Genomic DNA, 16,887 nt, shown 5'->3' on the forward strand with positions numbered 1-16,887 from the left:
GTGCTGACACGTCGCCAGATAATATTGGGTTCGGGCCTCGCGCTTTGCGCGGGGCTTTCAGGCTTTGGTTCCGCAGTCGCCGCCGCATCTGCTCCGCGTGTCGTGGCGATCGATTGGGCCGCGGCGGAAGCCATGCTCTCGTTCGGAATTGTACCCGTGGGGCTTTCCGATACAAGTTTCTACCGTCAGCGTATGGCGGCGCCGGTTTTACCGGAAACGGTCGTTGATGTCGGGCCTTTCTGGGAGATCAATCTTGAAGCGCTTGCAGCGCTGAAGCCCGATTTTGTGATCGCGACGGATTATAATCTGGTGATGACCCCGCGCATCGCCGATGTTGCCCGTGTCGCGCTGGTGCCGAGCATCACGACGCCCGATGTCGAACGATACCAGCTGGCGATCGAGATATTGAAGCGCGTCGCGAATTTGTGTGGTGTTTCGCCTTCCGTGCCATCTTCCGTGGTGGAGGATGCGGAAACGCGCTTTGCAAAGGCGCGTGAAACGGTCTCAAAACATAAGTATGCGGTGGGTGTCATGCTGCCTGATATTGGCGGCCGTGAAATGACCATGTATGGCGAAGGCACGCTTCCCGATGCCGTGTTGCGAAAACTCGCACTTTCGAATGTCTGGTCTGGCCCGGTGAATGGAACCGGCATGGCTCGTGTCGGGCTTGATCAGCTGGTGGAAAGCGCTGACGCGGCATTTCTCGTCGTGGACATTCCCTCGCAACGGATTCAGACCGAACGCTCCTTACAGCAAAACACCATGTGGAAACTGCTCCGACCGGTGCGCGATGGACGCGTCGCATGGCTGAACCAGTTTCATCCCTTTGGCGGCGTGCCTTCCGCGGCCCATCTGGCGGACCTCATCGCCTCGGCATTGGAGAACATGGCGTGAGCGGCCTTGAAACAACCTGCGCCCGCCCGCGACAATCCTCCCTGCGCTGGATAATGCTGGCCTTCTCGGTGGCATGTGTAGCGCTGTTGATTGTCCAGGGCTTTCTTAGCATCGCTAAGCCCGCAGAATGGCTGCATATTATAACAGCTCCCAATCCCGACGATCCGCGCCATGTGATCGGTTATTACAGCTTTCTGCCGCGTCTTGCGGTCGGCCTGCTCGTGGGCGGTGCGCTCGGGCTTGGCGGCGCGGTGTTTCAAACCGTTCTGCGCAATCCGCTGGCTGAACCCGGACTTTTGGGCGTCGCCTCCGGCGCGCAGATCGCACTGGCTTTCACCCTGGTTTTCGCACCCGGCCTGTGGATCGCGAGGAATGAAGCTATAGCAATCATCGGTGCGGGAATGGCACTCAGCCTTTCGCTGTTCATCGCCTCTCGCGGACAGTTTTCTTCGACGACTGTCGTATTGGCCGGTTTGATGGTTGGACTTTATTGCAACGCAATCTTCGGCCTGCTTGTACTCTTCAATCATGATTACCTCATCAACCTGCTGACCTGGCAGGCAGGTTCCCTGGAGCAGGGTGGGTGGGAAGTCTGTCTCTATCTGCTTCCACGCCTCCTGCCGCTTGCAGTGCTCATCTTCATTCTGCAACGACCGCTCAATCTTCTATCGCTCGGTGATAACCAGGCGAAGGGGCTTGGGATTTCACCAGCAATGATGCGGCTGGTTCTGCTTGCCGCCGCTGCCGCGACTGCTGCTGTCATTACCAGCAGTCTTGGGCTGATTGGTATGATCGGACTTGCCGCGCCCAACCTTGCGCGCGCCTTTGCCCCCGGACAGGACGGGCGCAGGCTCGTGTGGTCGGCTTTGCTCGGCGCGTTGCTGCTTGTCGGTATCGATCAGCTGTTGCGGGCCATTGCGCCTTTCGTCGGCAATATTCCCGCAGGCGCCGCTACGGGCCTCTTCACAGGACCAATTCTCGTCATTCTGGCAAGCCGCGTTCGTCTGCCCGGTGTTTCGTCAGCACAAGAAGGTACCTCGACTGGAAAGAGACTCCAGAAGCCGTTGCGCCTCCTCTTTGCACTTTCATGCGCTCTTGCCTTTTGCATGATCCTTTCAGTGCTGGTGTCGAATACGCCTGACGGCTGGAGTTTTGCCGCGCCAGAGGCCGTAACAGGGTGGCGCGGGCCAAGAATTTTTGCTGCGGCGGGCGCCGGCATATGTCTGGCAGTTGCGGGCCTTGTTCTGCAGGGTACGCTGCGAAATGCGATGGCCAGTCCTGACTTGCTCGGCATTGGCTATGGTGCGGGTTTTGGGCTTGCAATCGCGGTGCTCTTCATGGGCGATGCGAGCGGCTTTTCCAAGCTTGCCGTCGCCACCTTCGGCGCATTGGTCGTGCTGAGTGTCATTGCCGGGATCGGCTGGCGTACTGCTTTTCAGCCCGAACGCGTTCTTCTCATCGGCGTTGGCTTGGGGAGCATGTTCCATGCTCTGATGATCCTGCTTCTCGCCAGTGGCAATCCGCGGGTGGCTGGCCTCCTGAACTGGTTTTCAGGTTCGATGGGTAACATCGGCTGGAATGACGCGGCTTTGGTTTGCATCTGCGCGACTATCGTTCTGCTTGCAGCCCTTCTGTTCAGGCGACCGCTGGATATCTTTCCATTGGGCGATGTAACGGTGCGCTCTGTTGGCCTTAAAGTTTCGTCAAGCCGGGCGATCCTTCTTGCCATTGCAGGACTTGGAACAACGGCGGCGACGATCACTGTCGGGCCCGTCAGCTTCATTGGTCTTATGGTGCCGCATTTTGCAGCAATGCTCGGGTTCCGAGGGATGACGATGCGACTTCTGGCCAGCGCTCTGCTCGGCGCCTTGCTGCTCGTATTTGCAGATTGGCTTGGGCGCAATCTCGCCTATCCGTGGCCCATGTCGGCGGGCCTGCTTGCCTCTCTTATTGGCGGGGGATTTTTCCTTCGCTTATTGTCAAAATCGGTCCGATGATTGGTGATATGATTACTGCTGAAAGGTAATAGGCCGGGCGGAAAGTGACGGCCTGATATCTTCCGCAATTTATCTGAATATCCCGCAACTATGCTTTTAGCATGATCGTGTGCTTGGCTGCGGCTTGTATCGCCTTTGGCGAATAGACGAGCGGACAATGAATTCCCTCGTGCCAATTCTCAAGAAGGTCCTGATAATGTGATGTTTCTGGAATGCCCGACTGTCCGGGATTATTGACAAACAGGCTGTTATCCCAAGCCCCAACATCGATCACCATGCGGACAGACGGCCCGGCCAGAACAGAAAAATCCTCAAGACGATAATTGGCATAGTTGAGTGTCGAACTGCTTCCGCCGAGACCGATGGGTGGCAGAGACCAGTTTTCTTCGGTAAGCGCTTGCAGCGGGTGCTGCAAATACAGCTTGTGGATTTGTCCCCATGACCAGCAATCAGGATCAGTACCCATCAGGGTTTCGCACTCTGCCCAGCCGTCATTGAGGCTTTGGATGATGCGCTCAACCACCTGCTCATCGGCCTGTGCGCCTTCCAGCCAGGTCACGATGCTCGGTGCATCAAATGGCCTGAGCAACGGGATAATCTGCGGCGTCGCGCCCTCCGATCGAGCGGCAAGCGGACCGAGATGCTTGCTGAACCAAACCTCAAAAAACGCAGCGCTCGCAGATCCGGCTGCGAGATCGCCATCCCAGTCTCGAAGCAGCGGCCAGACCCGTGATGCAGTCACCGCTGGCATGGCTGATAAACAGGCGCACACGCGCGCGGCAATCGGTGAAAAAGTTGAGCATTGCAGGCGCGCGCAATCGGCTATCGAAATTGGATCCATTCGGGATAGTTCGTTATGAAGCGTATTATGCCTGCTGCTGTCGAGCCACTCATAGCCGATGGCCGGATTCGAACGCGACCAATCGTCGGGCACATTCATCGCATTAGCCGTCGCCACGAAACCGCGAGCGGGGTTGATCTCTTGAGGACCGACTTGCGGCGGTAAATATCCGTCCCATTCATAACGCCCATCGCCCGGCACAGGCAGAAGCCCGTCCCAATTTTTGCGAACGGGCGTCGCTCCGGATGGCTTCCACGCGATCGTGTTGCTGGTATCGGCATAGATATGATTAACGGATGGGCAGCCCCAGCCTGCCAGTGCATCCGCATAGTCCGCATAACTGGTTGCACGCATGACCGAAAGACTGGCCATATAGGGCGCCATACCCGGGTCCATCCAGACGGTGCGCAATGCGAAGGCACGATTACTTTCAGCATCCTGATAGAGAAGAGGGCCGTGGCGGGTGAATTTCAGCGCAACCGTTTGATCTCGATATCCCTTGACGGAAATCGGTTCTTCTATCGTCTTGACGGCTTCCCAGTCCTCGCCATAGGCATAAAGATCGGGGTCGCTTTCCTTTGTTCGATAGACATAAATATCTTCCTGGTCCGCACCGAAAATGGTCAATCCAAAAGCGGCAGTGCCGTTGTGGCCCATCGATATGCCGGGCACCATCGGCTCACCGGCACCGATCACGTCCAGCCCCGGCATGGACAGGTGCACGACATAACGGATCGACTGCAAGACATGTGTGCGATGCGGATCGAGCGCCAGAATTGGCCGACCCGTACTGGTTTTCGCCGCTGATATCGCCCAGTTGTTCGACCCTTCTTCGAAAGCAGCCCTGACGATTTCACCAGACGGGGTAATCGTGGTCCAGAGGCTGGCCTCCTCAAGCGTGGCTGCAAGCCGGTCCATGGAGAAGGTCGCCGGGCTGACGGCGAGATTGAAATCGCGCAGAACCCGATCCGTCATGATCACCGGATCGAACCCGTCAACCGGTTGCGGCACGACACCGTGCGACAATTCTTTCCGTAACTGATCGAGTTTTGCGCCAATTTCGATCCCGCCGGCTGCCATCACTTTCGACCGCAGAAGTTCGGACGATGCATTGCGCGTGAGCGAGTGAGTCCGCACACGCACGACATCTTCCGGCTTCCAGCGATCCGGTCGATTGCCCAGTAGCAGAAATTCAGGAGGAAGTGCTATCGACCCCGCATCGCAGGCATCGACATAGGCGTTGATGCCACCGGCGAATGCGGTGCAGATTTCTTCCGAATCTGGCCCATAGGCGTTCCATTCGGGAGCCATATCGCCGCGATAGAGCAGCAGCCGTGCAGCCTTGTCCTGTTCAAGATAACCGGGGCCGAAGTCGCGCGCCAGCAGGCCGAGGCCGCGCTTGCGCGCCACATCGATCTGCCAGAGGCGGTCTCGTGCGGCGTTCCAACCCTGTGCAAAGAAAAGATCATGAAGGTTGTTGGCTCGAATATGAGCAACACCCCACCGATCCACCGTGATGGCGACGTTCTCTTTCAGGCCCGTGATCTGATGGGCATCAAGTTTCATCTCATCCGACTTTGCATCGAGCATGCCGCACCCGTCACGCTTTATTCAAGACCGAGGAACAGGCCCGCATGGAGCCGTGCCCGTTCGACAAGACTGTCCTCGAAGATATGCTCGCCCAAAGTATGCAGGCCTTCGCCGCGCACGCCAATGGAATCGAGCGTCGGGATACCGAGCGCGCCGGTGAAATTACCGTCCGATCCACCGCCCGAACTTTGTGCGGTCATGGTAAAGCCAATCTCCTTGGCAATGTCATTGGCGAAGTTGAAGAGCTCCATATCCTGCGGCTGCGCATTTTCCCAAACCGGGCGGGTCACGCCGCGGGTCACGATGAATTCGACATCGTCTTTCACGCCCGCAAGCGCCATGATCCGCGCAACGCCTTCCTCGAGGTCTTTCTGGGTCTTGGCCATGCTAAGCGCTTCGGCCTTGCAGTTTGAGGAAACGCAATTGACCCATTGCCCCGCCTGAATAACCCCGACGGAGAAGGTGCAGTCATCCGTAGTGAGCGCTTCGATATCGATGATCTTTTCCGCCATGCGGCGGATGGCGGAACGGCCTTCCGCCAAAAGCCAGCCGGCATGGCTGGGGCGTCCGACCGTCTCGAGATTATAGCGGGCAATTGCATAGCGCCCCACCACAGCGCCGCCATCGCGCCGCGCCGGTTCGGGCACCAGCACATATTTGTTCTTGAGCGCCTCCTGTTCGATCAGGTCGCGCGTCGAAGGCGTGCCGACTTCTTCGTCGGGTGTCAGCAGGAACGTAACAGGCAGTTTTGTCGTCAGCCCCGAGCGAACGATCTGGCGCATCGCTTCCAGAGCGACGAAATTGCCGCCCTTCATGTCCTGAATGCCGGGACCATAAATCTTGCCGCCTTCGCGGCGATAGGGGTTCACATCGATGACGCCTAGTGGATGCACAGTATCAAGATGGCCGGACACCAGAACGCCCGGCTTGCCCTGATCCGCATGCGGAAAGCGTGCGCGCAATGAGCCGCCATAGCCCATGCGTCCAGGAATGAATTCGATGCTTGCACCGGCGGCGGCAAAATCATAAGCCGCAGCATCCACCATGCGGTTTACGGCCGCCGCGTCGAAGGTCGGGCTTTCCGTCTCGATCCATGGGCGCAGGCGCGCAATCATATCGTCGAGATCAAACGGCAGTTCATGCGCACTCATGCGGCTAATTCCTTATTCACTGGCAGGCGAGTTTCCACGATCCGGGCATAGATAGACGACCCGATGGGCAGCGTCGCGGGATCGAGCGTAAAGGCGGGATTGTGAAGGGCGGATTTGCCGCCATGCATCACATTGATGTAAGCGCCAGGTACACGGGCGAGCATATCGGCAAAATCCTCACTGCCCATGAAAGCCGGGCAGTCGTCGGTCACATTTTCTTCGCCCAGCACATCGCGTGCAGCCGCGACATAGGCGTCGGCCAGTTCATGATCGTTACGCAGCACATCGAACACATTGCGAATATCGACATCAACCGTGATGCCGTAACCCGCAGCCACACCGGCGCAAATCTCGCGCAAGCGGCTTTCAGCAAGATCGCAGACGCGCTTTTCGAAATAGCGGATCGTCCCGGTGATCGTCGCGACTTCCGGCACGATGTTATAGGCGCTGCCGGTGTGGAACTGCGTGCAGGAAACGACACAGGCTTCGGTCGCTGGAATGTTGCGGGAAACAATGGTCTGCAACTGACCGACCAGATCGGCACCGATCACCAGTACATCGCGCGCATTATGCGGCTGGGCGGCATGGCTGCCTTTGCCGGTCAGCTTGATGTCGAAGAAGCTGGCACCGGCCATGGCCGCGCCCTTGCGGATGACGGCTTTGCCAAGCGTGCCCAGAGGCTGGTTGTGCATGCCATAGATTTCATCGCACGGGAAGCGCTCGAACAGGCCTTCCGCGATCATGCCGCGCGCACCGCCGAGCCCTTCTTCAGCGGGCTGGAAAACGAATACAACGCTGCCTTCAAAATTGCGGGTTGCGGCCAGATATTGCGCGGCGCCCAGCAGCATTGTTGTGTGTCCGTCATGGCCGCAGGCATGCATGCGTCCGGGATTTTGCGAGCTATAAGGAACGCCGGAAATTTCGTCGATGGGCAGCGCATCCATATCCGCGCGAAGGCCGACCCGACGATTGCCGGCGTTGCGCCCATTCAGGATGCCGACGACGCCGGTCTTGGCAATGCCGGTATGAACTTCATCGAAGCCCCACTTTTCCAAAAGACCGGCAACGACACCCGAAGCGTGTTTCTCCTCAAAGCCAATCTCGGGATGGCGATGCAGATCCTCGAAAACCGCGCGCATCTCGCCGGCTTTCTCCTCAATAAACGGTATGATGGGCATGATTTCATTCCTGTTCAAAATCACTCGGAAAATCGGGGCCGCTCCCTGCGGCCCCCAATTAGGCGACGGGCTGGCCCGCCGCAAAATCCCAGAAGCGACCGGGTGCCGCCTCAATCAGTGCGCGCGTGTAGTCATGTGACGGGCTGCCCAGAACGTTGGCGGCCTCACCCTGCTCGACCACCTCGCCACGCTTCATCACCAGCACTTCATCACAAATTTGCGCTGCGACCCGCAGATCGTGCGTGATGAAGATGATGGCGATACCGGTGTCCTTCTGTAGTTCCGCCAGAAGATCGAGAACCTGCGCCTGCACCGACACATCAAGCGCCGACACTGCCTCGTCTGCAACCAGAATATCCGGGCGCAGCGCAACCGCGCGGGCGATAGCGATGCGCTGGCGCTGCCCGCCCGAGAACTGGTGGGGATAACGCTTCAAAGCATCTTCCGGCAACGATACGATCTTCAGGAGCCGCTTGGCTTCCGCCACGGCCTCCTCATAAGGGACACCATAATTCACCGGGCCTTCGGTCAGGCTCTGCTCGATGGTCCAGCGCGGATTGAGCGAGCGGAACGGGTCCTGAAAAACGACCTGAAGTTTTTTACGAAACGGCTTCATATCGCGCTTGCCGAGATGGGCGATATCGCGACCGTCGACAACGATTTCACCTTCGGTCGGCTCGATCAGGCGCATGATAGATCTCGCTACCGTCGTCTTGCCAGAACCGGATTCACCGACGATACCGAGCGTGCGACCCGGTTGCAGATCGAAGGTCACCTCGCGCGATGCTTTGACACCGGGCTTTCTGCTGAAAATGCTGCCGCTCTGATAGGTCATGCCAAGATTGCGGACGCGGATAACAGGATCATGTCCCAGCGGTTCGCGCGCCGCTCGTGGAACGAGACTTGGCACCGAACCGAGCAGGTCTTTGGTATATTGCTGCTGCGGCCGCGTCAGCACCTGCCGGATGGTGCCGCGCTCCACGATCTCGCCGCTGCGCATCACGCAGACACGATCTGCGATTTCGGCAACCACACCCATATCATGCGTGATGAACAGCACGGCGGTTCCATGCTTTTCCTGCAATTCAGCAATCAGCGACAGAATCTGCTTTTGCGTCGTCACATCAAGCGCCGTGGTCGGTTCATCGGCAATCAACAGCATCGGCTCCAGAATGAGCGCCATGGCGATCATGATGCGCTGGCGCTGACCACCGGAAAGCTGATGCGGATAGCTCTGATAGATGCGCTCCACATCCGGCAGGTGCACTTGTTCCATGATGTTGATGACTTTGGCGCGTTTGGCTTCCGCCGACAGTGCTGTGTGAATGTCGAGGACCTCGGTGATCTGTTCGCCAACCCGCATGACAGGATTGAGCGCCGTCATCGGTTCCTGAAAGATCATGGAAATGCGCGTGGCGCGCATTTTCTTCATATCGGCAAGCGACAGTTTGAGAAGGTCGTTGCCATCCAGCCGGATTGCGCCGCCTTTCACCTTGAGGGCATCCTTGGGCAACAGTCCCATCGCCGTCAGGGAGGTCACGGATTTGCCTGATCCGGATTCACCGACAAGGCAAACCGTTTCACCTTTGCGGATATCAAAGCTGACATCACGCAGGACGGGCGTGCCACCCGGCAGGGCAACGATGAGGTTCTCCACCTCAAGCACAACAGGCTCTTGCGAGAAATCACGATTGCGCAGTTCCATATCAGCCCTCCCGCTTCTTGAGACGTGGATCGAGACTATCGCGCGCTGCATCGCCCAGAAGATTGATCGACAACACGCACAATGTCAGCAAAAGGCCGGGCCAAAGCACAATCGACGGCTTGATGCGGAAGAACTGGCGGCCTTCCGCCATGATGTTCCCCCAGGTCGGGATTTCAGTGCTGATACCCGCACCCAGGAATGAAAGGATCGCTTCGGTCAGAATTGCTGATGCGACGATATAGGTGCCCTGCACGATCAAGGGCGCCATCGTATTCGGCAGAAGGTGCCGGAAGAGAATTTTCGGTGTGCTGGACCCGAGGGCCATTGCCGCTTCAACATAGGGCTCCTCTCTGGCGCTCAGAATAACCGAACGGACCAGACGCACCACGCGTGGGATTTCGGGAATGGTGATCGCAGCGATCACCGAACCGATGGACGGCCCATTGAGCGCAACGAGTGCGATGGCAATCAGGATCGAAGGCATCGCCATCAGGGCATCCATCATGCGCATGATGATGGTATCGGCAGTACGGAAGAAACCGGCGATGAGACCGATAAACACACCGGCTGCAATCGATGCCGCCGCTGCGAGAAGCCCGATCAGGAGGGATATGCGCCCGCCGAGGATCATGCGCGAGAAGAGGTCGCGACCATAATTGTCCGTGCCAAGCAGATATTCATCCGAAGGCGGTTTCAGACGCATCAACGGGTTCATAGCCAGAGGATCGTGCGGTGCGATCCAGGGTGAGATGAGGGTAAGCAGAACGATTGCGGCGAGAAGAGCGCCCGCAACCAGTGGCCCGATACCGACGCGAGCGACGCGCGGCAACGAGAACAGGCGAAGCATCCAGTGCATGCCCGCCGATGTCGATTCAGAGCGCATCAATAACGAATCCTTGGGTCGAACAGGGTGTAGGAAAGGTCGATCAGCAAGTTGACGAACACATAAAGCGCGCTCGTCAAAAGGATCATGGCCTGAATGACGGGATAGTCGCGCGCGAGCACGGCATCCACGGTCAGGCGACCGATGCCCGGAATATTGAAGATGCTCTCGGTGACGACGACACCGGAGATCAGCAAGGCAAAGCCCGTACCCACAATCGTCACGACCGGCACGGCAGCGTTCTTGAGCGCGTGCACGAAAAGAAGGCGGCGGTCGCTCACACCCTTGGCACGCGCGGTACGAATATAGTCCTCACCCAACACATCAAGCATCGCCGCACGGGTCATGCGGGCGATAAGCGCGATATAGATCGAGGCCAATGTCAGGGCGGGCAGAATGGCCCGTTCCATAAAACCGCCGAAGCCCGATGAAATCGGCTTGAAACCTTGCACCGGCAGCCAGCCGAGATTGACGGAGAAGATCAACAACAGCACATAACCGACCAAAAACACGGGCACGGAAAAGCCGAGAACCGAAAAGCTCATGACCAGATAGTCGATCCAGGAACGATGCCGCCAGGCTGCGACAACGCCCATGGGGATAGCCACCAGAACCGCAATGATGATGGTCAGAACGGCAATCGAAATGGTCGGACCGATGCGTTGCGAAACCATGTCCAGCACCGGAACGCCAGAGATCAGCGACACGCCGAGATCGCCCTGCAATATCTTGCCCATCCAGGTGAAATATTGCGTCAGGATCGGCTCGTTGAGACCCATGGCCTCACGAATACGCTCCAGTTGCTCGGTCGTCGCGGCATCGCCTGCGAGGATTGCCGCCGGATCGCCGGGCGTGAGACGTAAAAGGAGGAAGACGAAGATCGATACCAGCAACAGAACCGGCACGAGCGCAAAAATGCGTTTTATCAGATAGACAGCCATATACACGTCCCGTGTGAGGCAGAACCGGAGGGAGGAGCCGGTTCCGCGTTGGACAGGGAGTTATCGCGCCAGAGAGATTTGCAGCGCGATAGCCGGGGCAGAATTATTCCTCTGTCTTTTTCACATTCCAGAAGACCGGCACTGGCGAGCCGAGCATTTCGACCACATTGGCGCGGCGGCCCTGTGGCGGGTTGTACTCACCGAGCGGGATATAGAGCACATTTTCAAGCGTATGCGCCTGTATCTTCTCGACCACGGCCTTGCGGTCTTCCGGCGATTGCGCGGCTATATAGTCCTTCTTCAGGGCTTCGATCTGGTCGTCCTTCGGCCAGCCGAACCAGCCCTGATCGCCACGACCATTGAGCATCACCGAATTGAGCGGCGTTGCAATTTCGGGAATCTGCCAGTTGGTGAAGAAAATGTTCCAGCCGCCCTTTGAAGGCTCATCCTTGGAGGCGCGGCGACCAACCAGCGTCTGCCAGTCCATCGGCTGCATATCGACCGTGAAACCGGCCGCACGCAATTGCTGCGCGGCAACAACCGGCTGGGGCGACAGGCTGGTCACATCGGTCGGCTGCATCATCACGACCGGCGTGCCGTCATAACCAGCCTTTTTCAGGAGCGCCTTGGCTTCCTCGATATTGCCCTTCGCCGTTAGGCTTTCGGCGCCGATATCCGTGGCATTCGGTGTGCCACAACCGAAAATCGCGCCACAAACCTTGTAATAGCTCGGGTCCGCCATCAGCGCTGCCAGCACCGGTTCCTGCGACATTGCCAGAAAGGCAGCGCGCCGGATATCCGGATTGTCGAAGGGCGGATGCTTGAAATTCAGACGCCCCATGGTCTGGTAGCCGAGCGGATCGCGCTTTTCCAGAACGACGGAATCGTCGCCGTCGAACAGCGGGACCAGATCGACCGGCACCTGCTCCATGTAATCGACTTCGCCGCTCATCAGCGCGTTGACCGCAGTCTGCGCGTCGGTCATCGTGACCCAGCGGACCTTGTCCACATTCACGATCTTGCCCCCGGCCATCCAGCTCGCAGGCTCTTTGCGCGGGACGTAATCCTCGTTCTTGACATAACTGACGCCGACGCCTGGCTGGAATTCCGCAGGCACGAATTTGAAAGGGCCCGAACCGATATGTTCGGTAATCGCCGTATCGGCGGGGGTCGCAGCGATGCGGGCTGGCATGATGAAAGGCGGCAGGGCCGCCTGCTTGGACAGCGTATCGAGGAACGGCGCGAAAGGTTCCTTCAGCGTCCATACCAGCGTCTTGTCGTCGGTGGCCTTGAGCGACTCCGTGATGTCCATGATGAGCTGGCCGCCCGCGTCGCGCTTGGCCCAGCGTTGCAGTGACGCCACAGCGTCGGCTGCGGTGACAGGTGCGCCATCGTGGAACTTGAGACCGTCACGCAGCGTAAAAGTGTAGACTCTCTGGTCGTCTGAAATCGTCCAGTCTGCCATTTGTGGCTGCGGTTTGAAATTCTCGTCCACGGCGATCAGCACATCATAGATCATATAGGCATGATCGCGTGTGATATGCGCCGTCGTGATAACTGGATCAAGGATACGCAGATCCGAATGCATGACGGCTGTCAGGGTTGTTTCAGCCCATGCGTTGCTTGATAAACTGCCAGCACCGAGTGCGATCAGAGAAGCGGCTATTCCGTATTTCAACCGGCGAAGAATGGGACCGGAGGTGGGGGATTTGAAAAACAGCATTTATGTGGTTCCTCTGAAGGTTTTTTCTTTATTTATGGATTGAATTCTTTCCCTAGCGGCTCGAGCCGGATGCCCGAGCGAAGATGTTTCCATGATAGTTGGGCCGGGCTCAGCGGCATGGCTCCGGGAGCCGTGCAGACTAAAAGTTTCTCGGCAATCGGCGCGAAATCTGCGCGAAAATGGACAGAGCTTTTATTGACAAGAATGGCTTCCTGTTCCGGCTCTATACCCACCATGCGATACAGGGCGCGGTCGGCCATCTGCGCCAGATTGGTCGTCACGACCACGCGCGTGCCGCCAAGCCGCAGACATGCTGATGGTCCCATGTTGAGCCACGTGCCGCCATAATAGGGCCCGGTTGCATGGGCTTTCCCGTCAGACAGTTTCTCGACCTGAAACCGGGCTGTGAACGGCTCGTCGCCGGCTATCCCGGATTTGCCGCCCAGCGAAATTTCAATTTCTGCTCCCTCGCCAGCGCGATGGGCGAGTGCCGCCGCCTCCGGATCGTGCATGCAGCCGATGGATGCCCTATTGGCACCGCAGGCCACAAGTGCCCGGAGCATTCCTGTCGTGTCGGAACTGCCTCCGGCGCCGGGATTGTCCTGCGTATCGGCAATTACTATGGGTCGCTTTGCATCGCGGGAGAGTTCAATCGCCTTTTCGACCCCTTCCTCGGGTTGATAGGCAATGCCTGCAAACGACCCTTCCGCCGCGGCCAGCGCATTGGCGATGGCGTCCGCGCAACGCTCAACCGCGGCGTGGTCCCAGCCATAGGCGAAGACAGAAGGGCCGCATTCAGCAAAATCAGCGGCGGGAAACCCCATGAAAAGCGAGGCTGTCAGCACATTTTCCGGCAGGTCAACCGTCATGCCATAGAGGGCCTTGGCGGGTTGCTCGTCCGTGCATTGCCAGGCAATCGGGATGAGATAGTCGCCCTGACGCATGGTCTTGTGCCAGCCATGCGGCCAGACATCCGATTTATCAATCAGGGCCTGCAACGCCTTGGCCGAACGATAACCGGTTTCAGCCATATCGACATGCGGATAAGTGCGGAAACCGACCATCACATCGGAAAGTTCGAACATGCGCTTTGTAATGTTGCCGTGCAGATCGAGCGCGACTGCAATCGGCTCTTCCGGGCGGACGACGCGAATCCGCTCAAGCAATTCACCTTCACCGTCATCGACATGCGCAGCAACCATTGCACCGTGCAGGTCGATGAAAATCCCGTCGAGCGGACCACAATCCTTCAGCCCGGCAACGATTTCCGAGACGATGGTTTCATAAGCATCTTCTGTGACCGGTGCAGACGGTATGGCCCCTGCCCACAGGATCGGCACAATTTCCCATCCCGCTTCATGTGCAAATTTCAGCGCACCGGCAATGCCCAGATTGACATCTTGCGCGTGATCGACAATCGCGTCACCGCGCGACAGCGGAATATAACCGCCACCTTGAACGAATGCCGCCATATCGGCTGGAGCCGCAGCAAACGTGTTTGTTTCATGCAAAAAGCCAGCGACAGCCACGCGTTTTGACACGAGCATACTCCCATTTCATCGATTTGCCCCCTCGGGCAGGAACGTGTATCTGTCAGCGATACATCTATATCTATTTTTATCTTAGGGACCAATTTTGGTACTTGTCAATCCTTGAACGGCGACTAAAGATTTTTCCCATGAACACATTTCGAGACTTGGGCGGCATCTCCACTTTTGACCCCGATGAGGGGGAAGCCTATAATGAAGATCCATTGTTCCTGCGCTCTGTTGCGCGGACCGTGGCTGTCATGATGGCGTTTCAGAAGGCACGGCATCCGCTGTCGCTGAGCCAGATAGCGACTGCAGCTGGGATCGATCGAAGCGCAGCCCAGCGCATCGTCCATTCACTGCAAAAACTTGATGTGATCGCCCGCGATCCCGCAGATCGCGGTTACCTGCCGGGCTTGCGCATCCTCGATATGACTCATGATCTGTTGCGGCTCAATCCGATGCTACAACGCGCCAACCCGATCATGTTGGAGCTCCGTCGCCGCGTGCGTGAACGCGTCGATCTTTCGCTTTTCGACGATGTCCGGGTTGTCTACGCCGTGCGCATGCCATCAAAGCACGAAATCTTCAGCGCGACGCTCGTCGGCCATGCCGTTCCGACCTATTGCACGGCGGGTGGCGTTGCCATTCTTTCACGACTGCCCGACGAAAAAATCGCGGATATCGTCAGCCGTTCCGACCTGACGCCTTTCACGCCCCATACGATTCGCTCCCTGGAAGAGGTGATGGAGCAGGTGAATGCCACGCGGGAACGCGGGCATTCTGTCTTGTGTCGCCAGCTTCTGCATAACGAAGTTGCTATTGGCGCGGCCATTCTTGATGCGGGCGGAAATCCGGTCGGCGCAATTCATGTGGCTGGCAGCCTGCAGGAATGGTCGGCGGAAGGCTTCAGCGACAGTTTCGGGCCACTCGTCGAAAATGCCGCACGCACCGTTTCAGAACGCCGGTGACCGTTTGGGTAAGCTAATGCCAATGGATCGGAAAGAGTGCTTTACGTTCTTAAAATAGAGCCTTCCTAAAAGAATGCCGGGCTATAAGGCCCGGCATTCTTTGCGCTTGGGAGGCAATATGATCAGTCTTCCTTGATCATGCTGTCCTTGCTCGTATCCCGCATACGGAGATAGACGATCAAGGAAATGCCGATCATGACGGTGACGTACCAGTAAAAGCCACGTTCCCAGCCGCCATTCTTGAAGCTCAGCGCGACATACTCCGCCGTGCCGCCAAACAGTGTATTGGCGAGAGCATAGGGCAGCGCCACGCCAAGCGCACGGATGTGAGCCGGAAAAAGTTCTGCTTTTACTACCGCGTTGATCGAAGTGTAACCGGTCACAATGATCAGTGCCGCCATAACGAGAATCCCGGCAGTCCATGCATCGCGGGTCTGTTCCAGCGTGGTGAAAATCGGGTAGGTGAACAGCACGCCGGCCGCACCGAAGGCGATCATCAGGGGCTTGCGACCGATCTTGTCCGAAAGCGCACCGGCTATCGGCTGCAGGCACATGAAGACAAACAGTGTCACGGCATTGATCTGGCTTGCCACTTCACGGCTGAAGCCCGACGTGTTGACCAGAAATTTCTGCATATAGATCGAGTAGGCATAGAAGGCGAGCGTACCACCAGCGGTCAGAAGCATGACCAGCGCAGTTTCCTTCGGATGGTACTTGATCAGGGTCCAGAAGCCCGATTTTGGCGCATCCTTCGCTTTCGCGTTCTTGAAGCTTTCGGTTTCCGCAAGGCCGCGACGCAGCCAGAAGACGACAACGGCAAGCAGAGCGCCAATGAAGAATGGAATACGCCAGCCCCAGGCTTCCAGCGCCGAGGTTTCCATGGTCGATTGCAGAACGATCAGGAGAAGAATGGCCAAGAGCTGGCCCGAGATCAGCGTCACATATTGGAACGATGAGAAAAAGCCGCGACGGTCTTTCCCCGCCATTTCAGAAAGATAGGTGGCGCTCGCACCATATTCGCCGCCGACCGACAGGCCCTGCATCAGTCGTGCGAGGACGAGAAGGGCTGGCGCGACAATGCCGATGGTCTCATAGCCTGGGGTGAGCGCGATGATCAGCGAACCAGCGCACATCAGTGTCACGGAGAGTGCCAGACCAGCCTTACGGCCCTTGCGGTCCGCATATATGCCCATGATCCACGCACCGATCGGACGCATCACGAAGCCGACGGCAAAGACGGCTGCGGCGCTTAAAAGCTGCGCGGTCTGGCTGTCGGAAGGGAAGAAATGCGGTGCGAAATAGAGCGTGAAAGCAGCATAGACATACCAGTCGAACCATTCGACCAAATTGCCGGTAGAACCACCGATGATCGATTTAAGCCGACTGTTGGTGCTCGGCGCATCACTCCGTTCGGATGTTATTGAGGCCATTATTGTTCCTTCACATGTCTCGATATCTGAGGATCAACCCGTTGCAGAAGCGCA

The 16,887-nt window shown here is 57.8% G+C and carries 12 protein-coding genes; 3 read left to right on the forward strand and 9 right to left on the reverse strand.

What is annotated here, in order from left to right; translation table 11 throughout:
• On the forward strand, positions 1–894 hold the full coding sequence (locus ABWW11_RS22810; protein ID WP_235859028.1) for an ABC transporter substrate-binding protein: 894 nt from the start codon (positions 1–3) through the stop codon (positions 892–894).
• Positions 891–2,891, forward strand: coding sequence for a Fe(3+)-hydroxamate ABC transporter permease FhuB (gene fhuB / locus ABWW11_RS22815; protein WP_121539213.1), 2,001 nt, complete (start codon positions 891–893; stop codon positions 2,889–2,891). Before ABWW11_RS22810 ends, fhuB begins: the two co-directional genes overlap by 4 nt.
• A gap of 88 nt (positions 2,892–2,979) precedes the next feature.
• Here fhuB and ABWW11_RS22820 read toward each other — a convergent pair whose 3' ends face one another.
• The 8 genes from ABWW11_RS22820 to ABWW11_RS22855 form a co-directional block, all read right to left on the reverse strand.
• Positions 2,980–5,322 (reverse strand): penicillin acylase family protein, encoded by a 2,343-nt coding sequence (locus ABWW11_RS22820; RefSeq protein ID WP_319080492.1) that lies wholly within the window; start codon positions 5,320–5,322, stop codon positions 2,980–2,982.
• Positions 5,323–5,339: 17 nt separating this feature from the next.
• Complete coding sequence (locus tag ABWW11_RS22825) at positions 5,340–6,473, reverse strand: M20/M25/M40 family metallo-hydrolase (protein ID WP_109366301.1); 1,134 nt, start codon at positions 6,471–6,473, stop codon at positions 5,340–5,342.
• Entirely contained in the window at positions 6,470–7,651 is a 1,182-nt protein-coding gene (locus ABWW11_RS22830) for a M20 aminoacylase family protein (RefSeq protein WP_109366300.1), read from the reverse strand. The genes ABWW11_RS22825 and ABWW11_RS22830 overlap by 4 nt, the downstream gene beginning before the upstream one ends.
• A gap of 58 nt (positions 7,652–7,709) precedes the next feature.
• Positions 7,710–9,356 carry an ABC transporter ATP-binding protein gene (locus ABWW11_RS22835; RefSeq protein ID WP_121539211.1) on the reverse strand — a complete coding sequence of 549 codons (1,647 nt, stop codon included), beginning with the start codon at positions 9,354–9,356 and terminating at the stop codon, positions 7,710–7,712.
• Between the two features lies 1 nt (position 9,357).
• Positions 9,358–10,239, reverse strand: a complete 882-nt coding sequence (locus tag ABWW11_RS22840; protein WP_078340590.1) for an ABC transporter permease — start codon at positions 10,237–10,239, stop codon at positions 9,358–9,360.
• On the reverse strand, positions 10,239–11,180 hold the full coding sequence (locus ABWW11_RS22845) for an ABC transporter permease (protein WP_109366298.1): 942 nt from the start codon (positions 11,178–11,180) through the stop codon (positions 10,239–10,241). Before ABWW11_RS22845 ends, ABWW11_RS22840 begins: the two co-directional genes overlap by 1 nt.
• A 103-nt stretch (positions 11,181–11,283) precedes the next feature.
• Complete coding sequence (locus tag ABWW11_RS22850; protein WP_109366297.1) at positions 11,284–12,903, reverse strand: ABC transporter substrate-binding protein; 1,620 nt, start codon at positions 12,901–12,903, stop codon at positions 11,284–11,286.
• A 32-nt stretch (positions 12,904–12,935) separates the two neighbouring features.
• Positions 12,936–14,450, reverse strand: a complete 1,515-nt coding sequence (locus tag ABWW11_RS22855; RefSeq protein WP_109366296.1) for a M81 family metallopeptidase — start codon at positions 14,448–14,450, stop codon at positions 12,936–12,938.
• A gap of 131 nt (positions 14,451–14,581) precedes the next feature.
• Here ABWW11_RS22855 and ABWW11_RS22860 point away from each other — a divergent pair, with 131 nt between their 5' ends.
• A complete protein-coding gene (locus ABWW11_RS22860; protein WP_109366295.1) occupies positions 14,582–15,403 on the forward strand; it encodes an IclR family transcriptional regulator in 822 nt (273 codons plus the stop codon).
• Between the two features lie 122 nt (positions 15,404–15,525).
• Here ABWW11_RS22860 and ABWW11_RS22865 read toward each other — a convergent pair whose 3' ends face one another.
• On the reverse strand, positions 15,526–16,833 hold the full coding sequence (locus ABWW11_RS22865) for an MFS transporter (protein WP_109366294.1): 1,308 nt from the start codon (positions 16,831–16,833) through the stop codon (positions 15,526–15,528).
• Between the last annotated feature and the right edge of the window lie 54 nt (positions 16,834–16,887).

Source organism: Brucella sp. NBRC 113783 (genome assembly GCF_040372265.1).
GTDB lineage: Bacteria > Pseudomonadota > Alphaproteobacteria > Rhizobiales > Rhizobiaceae > Brucella > Brucella teleogrylli.